General features: G+C 72.4%; 4 protein-coding genes. 2 read left to right on the top strand and 2 right to left on the bottom strand.

Annotation, left to right across the window (positions count from 1 at the left end):
* Positions 1–1,664 (bottom strand): DEAD/DEAH box helicase (locus tag G6028_RS08030; RefSeq protein WP_422110528.1); only part of this gene is annotated, 1,664 nt, incomplete at its 3' end.
* Positions 1,657–1,902 carry a DUF3039 domain-containing protein gene (locus G6028_RS08025; RefSeq protein ID WP_017837712.1) on the bottom strand — a complete coding sequence of 82 codons (246 nt, stop codon included), beginning with the start codon at positions 1,900–1,902 and terminating at the stop codon, positions 1,657–1,659. The genes G6028_RS08030 and G6028_RS08025, both read right to left, overlap by 8 nt.
* A 58-nt stretch (positions 1,903–1,960) precedes the next feature.
* Here G6028_RS08025 and G6028_RS08020 point away from each other — a divergent pair, with 58 nt between their 5' ends.
* Together G6028_RS08020 and G6028_RS08015 are read left to right on the top strand one after the other, a co-directional pair.
* Positions 1,961–2,452 (top strand): DUF3099 domain-containing protein, encoded by a 492-nt coding sequence (locus G6028_RS08020; protein ID WP_182658566.1) that lies wholly within the window; start codon positions 1,961–1,963, stop codon positions 2,450–2,452.
* Positions 2,449–4,059 (top strand): DUF7782 domain-containing protein (locus tag G6028_RS08015; protein WP_182658565.1); only part of this gene is annotated, 1,611 nt, incomplete at its 3' end. The genes G6028_RS08020 and G6028_RS08015, both read left to right, overlap by 4 nt.

Here is a 4,059-nt window from a genome sequence, read left to right as displayed (position 1 = left end):
GCGGAGGCCACGCGGGCGGCAGCCGCACCCGCGTTCGCGCCCGGGCCGCCGGCGTTGCCCGGGAGGGTGGTGCCGGAGATGGTCGGGTCCGTCCCCACGCCCACCACCGCCACGGCTCCGGACGCGGAGGACCCCTCACCGGACGACCGCCTGATCTGCTCCTTCTCCCGCTGACGCAGGAGTGCCTTGACGTCGTCCGCCCCGAGCAGACCGGGGAGACCGATGTAGTCGGCCTCCTCCTCGCTCCCCGCGAACGTGGCCGTGCCGTAGGAGGACCCCTCGTAGACGATCTGGTCGAGTTCGGCGTCCGCGCCGAGGGAGATGTACCCCTTGTCCTCGTCGTCCGCGTCGGGCTCGTCGTGTTGCTGGTTGGCCTGCGCCAGCAACTCGTCCTCGAGCCCGTCCTCGCGGTGGGGCTTGCCCAGGACGTGATCCCGCTGGGCCTCCATCTGGGAGGCGAGCTGCAACAGGACCGGGACCGAGGGCAGGAACACCGACGCGGTCTCCCCCGGCCTCCGGGACCGGACGAACCGGCCGATGGCCTGGGCGAAGTACAGGGGCGTCGAGGCGCTGGTGGCGTACACCCCCACGCTCAGGCGCGGCACGTCCACACCCTCCGAGACCATGCGGACCGCGACCATCCACTCGTCCGTCGAGGCGGAGAACGTGCCGATCCGGCTCGAGGCCGTGGGGTCGTCGGAGAGGACGACGACGGGGGCCCGCCCGGTGATCTCCGTGAGCAGTGCCGCGTACTCCCGGGCCCGCTCCTGGTCGGTGGCGATCACCAGCCCGCCGGCATCGGGCACTCCACCCGCACGGATCTGCCGGAGCCGGGTGTGCGCCGCCTGGAGCACCGCCGGCATCCAGTCGCCGTGGGGATCCAGTGCCACCCGCCAGGCGCGCGAATTCTGGTCCGCGCTGAGCGGTTCGCCGAGTCGGGCGGAGAACTCCTCGCCGGCGTTCGTCCGCCAGCGCGCCTCACCCGAGTAGGCGAGGAAAACGACGGGTCGCACGACGCCGTCGGCCAGGGCGTCGGCGTATCCGTAGGAGTGGTCGGCCCTGGACCGCTGATGCCCCTGGCCGTCGGGTTCGTAGGTGACGAACGGGATGGGGCTGTCGTCCGAGCGGAAAGGTGTGCCGGTCAGGGACAGGCGACGCTCGGCGTCGTCGAACGCCTCACGGATTCCGTCTCCCCAGCTCTTGGCGTCACCGCCGTGGTGGATCTCGTCGAGGATCACCAGCGTACGGCGGGATGCGGTCCGCTCGCGGTGCTTGAACGGGTGTGACGCCACCTGGGCGTAGGTGACCACCACGCCGTGGTACTCCGGTGCGAGGGCGCCGGAGGAGTTGGAGTACTCGGGATCGAGCGCGATACCGGCCCTCGCGGCGGCCTCGGCCCACTGGAACTTGAGGTGCTCGGTGGGGGCCACCACGGTGATCGCGTCGACCGTCCGGTCGGCCAGGAGTTCGGAGGCCACGCGCAGACCGAAGGTCGTCTTACCGGCGCCGGGGGTGGCCACGGCGAGGAAGTCCTTCGGCCGCGCCATGAGGTACTTGCGCAGCGCGGTCCGCTGCCAGGCGCGCAGAGGGGCGCCCGCGGCCGTCGTCGCGGCGGGGTCTGCGGTCTGCTCCTCGGTGCCCGGGACCGCGCCGGGTTCACTCACCAGGCTTCAGGGTCTCGTAGACGCGCTTGCACTCCGGGCACACGGGAGAGCCGGGCTTGGCGGACCGGGTGACCGGGAACACCTCGCCGCACAGGGCGATCACGTAGGAGCCCATGACCGCGCTCTCGGCGATCTTGCTCTTGTCCACGTAATGGAAGAACTTGGGCGCGTCGTCCTGCGTCTCCTCGGTCGTCGTGACCTCGGGGCGCTCTAGTGTCTTGGTCCGGGTGGTGCTCACCCCCTCATGATGCCGCACGCCACGGTCGGCGCGCCAACGCCGGAGTACCTTGGGGGCCATGGCACCCGACTCCCGTCGCAAGCGGTCCAAGGATCGGGACGGCACCGCGAGGCCCGTTCTGATCACCGCCGCGCGGGAGTCCTACCGGGACGAGCTCGCGGCGCGGAAGAAGCGGTACTTCCTCCTGATGTCCATCCGGATCCCGGCGTTGCTCCTCGCCGCGGGTTCCCTGGCTCTCTGGAACAACCCGTGGATTGCACTGGCCATCGTCGCGGGGTCCATACCGATCCCGTGGATCGCCGTGATCAGCGCCAACGACAGGCCTCCGCTGCCCAAGGGGCAGGCGCGGATGTACACCGCCGGTGCGCTGGCCAACCACACGCCCCGCGCGATGCCGCCGGGCCTCACAGGTGGCCCCTCGCACCAGAGCCCGGCCCACGACGGCCCGACCCACGACGACCAGCCACACGGGGACCCCTCGGGCGACGGACCCGCCTCGGGGATCCCGGACCCAGCCGACCGACCCGACGAGAGCGATCCCGCCCGGTGACCCCGACAGTTCCCACACTCACCCGTCTGGCCCCCGTCCTGGCGGAGTCATTCCGGCAGTGCCATTTCACGGTGCCCGGGCTGGAGGACGCGCTGGGGCCGGAGGCGATCTCGGCGCTCGCCCGCTCGGACTCGGCGTCCGTCCGCAGGCACGCCCGCTCCGCCGGGCCGGTCGGGACCCTGGTCCGGTTGTTCATCCTGGGTGACGCGGTCCCCGAGGGCGAGGTCGTGGCGGCCCTGCCCGGGACACCCGTCTCCGACGGGATCGACGCCGGCCTGTGGACGCGTCAGACCTCGCCGGAGGGGACCCTCCGGGCGCTCCTCGACCTCCGGCCCGTGGACACCGGTCACGGCACCCGCTGGGTCTTCTCCGACGTCGACGGGTCGATGGCCCACGCCACCACGAGGCCCGACCACGTCCTCGGGGTCGGGCAGGCCACGCTGTCCCTCCTCCGGATCACACCCACCTCCCCCGTGGACTCCGTACTCGACCTCGGCACCGGCTGCGGCATCCAGCTCGTGCACGCCCTCGAGACCGCGAGGACGGCGACGGGTACGGACATCACCCCGCGGTGTCTGGACCTGGCGTCCGCCACACTCGCCATCAACGGGTTGGACGGGGAGCTGCTCGCCGGTCCCTGGTACGAGCCCGTGGCTCTTCGTCGATTCGACCGGGTCGTCGCCAACCCCCCGTTCGTGGTGGGCCCCTCGGACCCCGGCCATTCGTACCGGGAGTCGGGGCTCGCCCTCGACGGGGCGAGCCGGACGGTCGTGTCCGGGGCTCACGACCACCTGACCCAGGGCGGCACCGCGGTCATCCTGGCCTCCTGGGTGGAGCGGCGGGACACCGACTGGCGGACCCACGTGGCGTCGTGGATCCCCTCGGACGGGGTGGAGGCCTGGGTGCTCCGCCGCGACACCTCGGACCCGGAGCTCTACGTCTGGACATGGCTCACGGACGAGGGCATGGACCCGAGGGACGAGTCCACCGCTCGCGCCGCGGACGCCTGGCTCGACCACTTCCAGGACCGGGGCGTCGACGGTGTCGGGTTCGGATACGTCTTCCTCAGGCGGATCGACGGCGCGTCGTCGGTGCTCTGCGAGGACCTCACCCACCCGTTCGACGAGGGGCTCGGGGACGAGGCCGAGGCCTACTTCGCGCGCATGGCGTGGCTGCGGGCGGCATCGGACCGACAGGGCGGGCAGGAGCGGGCTCTGGACGCGACGGTGTTCACCGTCTCCCCCGACGTCCACCTGCACGTCTCGGAGAGCCTGGCACCGGGCTCCGGTGACCCGGGGGACGAGGCGTCCGGGTCCTCCGCACCGGCCGGATCGAGGGTGGTGGTCGAGCGTGTCACCGGTGCGCGCTGGCGCCACGAGATCGACCCGCTGACCGCGACGGTTCTCCGAGGGGTGCGCATGGGAGCACTACCCCTGGAGGATCTCGTAGTCCTCGCCGCCGCGGGGGCCGGTCGGGACCCCGAGGAGCTGGCGGAACCCGTGCGCAGGGTCGTGGCCGATCTGTTCCTCCACGGCTTCGTCGTCCCCGCCGGGGTCCCCGGGCTGCTCCCGCCCGGCGTCCGCGCCGCCGCCACCCCGGGGCCGGTG

It is taken from the genome of Dietzia cercidiphylli (genome assembly GCF_014145145.1).
Classification (GTDB): Bacteria; Actinomycetota; Actinomycetes; order Mycobacteriales; family Mycobacteriaceae; genus Dietzia; species Dietzia natronolimnaea.
The sequence above is the reverse complement of the archived record's forward strand: the minus strand, read 5'-3'. Positions and strand labels throughout refer to the sequence as shown.